Source organism: Chitinophaga sp. (assembly GCF_036569125.1).
Classification (GTDB): Bacteria; Bacteroidota; Bacteroidia; order Chitinophagales; family Chitinophagaceae; genus Chitinophaga.
The window spans coordinates 1-2,076 of record NZ_DATCRF010000518.1 but is presented as its reverse complement, the minus strand read 5'-3'; the positions used below and the strand labels follow the sequence as shown (position 1 = coordinate 2,076).

Below are 2,076 nucleotides of genomic sequence, written 5' to 3'. Positions count from 1 at the left end.
CATTTGCCGCGTAACCGGTAAGCTGATAGACAAAGCCCGCCTGCGCGCAGTACCGCACGCCACGCTGAGCATTGAAGCCAAGCTGGCCAAGAGTAAATAGAATTAATAATTAAGAATTAATAACTAATAAGGGGAAGTGTTGCGTGATGCAGTACTTCCCCTTAATTATCAATTATTCATTGTTAATTAATTCAGCAGCGCTGCCGGTTTTTGCTCATCATTCTTTTTAAGCTGCCGGGCGGCCAGGTACACCAGTCCTGCACCGGCCAGCGCTACCAGGCTGCCAATGCCGATACGGCGTACTTGTTTTTTACTGATAGGCGGCAGCTTTAAACGGAACTTTTCCGGGCTGGCCTGCGCTATGCTCAGCAGCGGCGACATGTAAGGGCCGGGAATGATCTTATCAGCCACTTTCTCAATACACTCCACCTGCGTATCAAAGGCCACGCCTATACCTGCTTCCTTCAGCAGGTCAGATCCATCCACCCCGCTGCCTACATAAATAATGTTCTGCGGCATTACGTGGTATTTGTGCGCTATATAAGGCAGTATGTTCTTTTTGTTATAGTGGGGCAATGCATCGGTGCCATCCTCGCTGGGCTGCCGGAAATATTCCGGTATGCTTATCTCGCCGGTAGCCACGCTATCGTATAAATGCAGGCGGTTGGCAAATACAAAATCCATTCCCAGCTTATTTTTGATATGGCGGGCCACACATTCAAATCCGTCGGTGATCAGGCCGCAGGCATAACCTCTCTTCTTTAGCTCATGCACCACTGCTTTAATATCCGGTACTATGGGGATGGCGTCTGCTACTTCCAGCAGCTCTGCCAGGTTACGGTCACGGAACAGGGCAGCAGTATGCTCCAGTATGGTTACCGGATCGCTGTAGTGTTCCAGTATCTGCTGCAGGGATAGTTCGCAGTCAAAAGCGCTGGCGGCCAGCTGCAGGTAATCCTGGGTAAAAACGGCTTCATCCAGGTTAAAGATCACCATCTTATGCAGCTTGTCAATAGATTCCAGGATGGAGTATTCCATTTGCTCCCGTATCAGGTTAATATTACCCAGGGTTTCCAGGTTCTCCTGCGGAAGGTTCATGTGTTCTGCCTTGTGTAAGATGGTGCGGGAAACCTCGCGCGACATTTTGCTCAGCTGTTCCCAGGTTTGCATGGCATTTTCAATCTTTCCGATATTGGCTTCTGTTATACGGGCGCCCAGCACATGCATATCTATCAGCAGGCCAATATCTACCCCATAATCATTTTCAAACTGCACACGGGAAAGGAATGATTTGCGCGCAGCGATCATACCGCTCAGCGGCTGCTGAAAATGCGCCAGCTCCGGGAACAAAATGCTTAACAGGGGTTTGGCTACCAGCTGCGTAACGCGGCCGGCCTGCCGGGTAAAATAAGATTTAACAAAATCAGATTCGTCGTTAATGATGGGATCGGTCAATAATTCCACAATATTTTCCGGATAGGTGAGAATGTCCCCATCTATATACATCACAATATCATATTTGGCGGCCATCAGCCCTTCCCGCATGGATATACCTTTGCCGCGCTGGCTGCTGGTAATTACCCGTACGCCTTCCTTCATGGCTTCTTCAACAGTGTTATCCCGGCTATTATCATCTACTACAATGATCTCTACCTTGCGTGTGGTCTTTTTAACTAATCTGATAACCTGCCGTACTGTGGCCCCTTCGTTTAAAACTGGAATAACGATTGAAATCATAGGGAACGCTTTGTTTTGTTATGGGTGAAAAAAAAGTGTACCTAAAAACTCTTCCAAAATGGCATAGTGTAGGGCTACCAAGCCTCAAAAATGGTACCAACAGGGGTAGTGGCTGCAGGGGTGAAAAGCTTACTTAAACTCCTGCATTTCAACGAGTCGTCTGTATATTCCGTTTAATGCTATTAATTCGTCATGCGTACCCCGCTCTTTTATTTCACCTTTGTCCAGCACAGCTATTTCATTGGCGTGTTGTATAGTAGAAAGGCGGTGGGCAATTACCACCGTAGTGCGGTTCTCCATCAGTTTATCCAGGGCTTCCTGCACCAGTTTTTCTGATTC

The 2,076-nt window shown here is 47.9% G+C and carries 2 protein-coding genes and 1 pseudogene; 1 reads left to right on the top strand and 2 read right to left on the bottom strand.

The annotated features are described in order from the left end of the window. Nucleotide 1: 1 nt before the first annotated feature. Entirely contained in the window at nt 2-100 is a 99-nt protein-coding gene (locus tag VIM87_RS19600) for a TraR/DksA C4-type zinc finger protein (protein WP_331998637.1), read from the top strand. Between the two features lie 86 nt (nt 101-186). On the opposite strand, the gene VIM87_RS19595 is transcribed toward VIM87_RS19600, so the two are convergent. After that, the gene (locus tag VIM87_RS19595; RefSeq protein WP_331998636.1) at nt 187-1,737 is read right to left on the bottom strand and encodes a glycosyltransferase; all 1,551 of its coding nucleotides are present in this window, start codon (nt 1,735-1,737) and stop codon (nt 187-189) included. A gap of 129 nt (nt 1,738-1,866) precedes the next feature. Then, nucleotides 1,867-2,076 (bottom strand): annotated as a pseudogene (locus tag VIM87_RS19590) (ABC transporter ATP-binding protein); the annotation flags it as partial.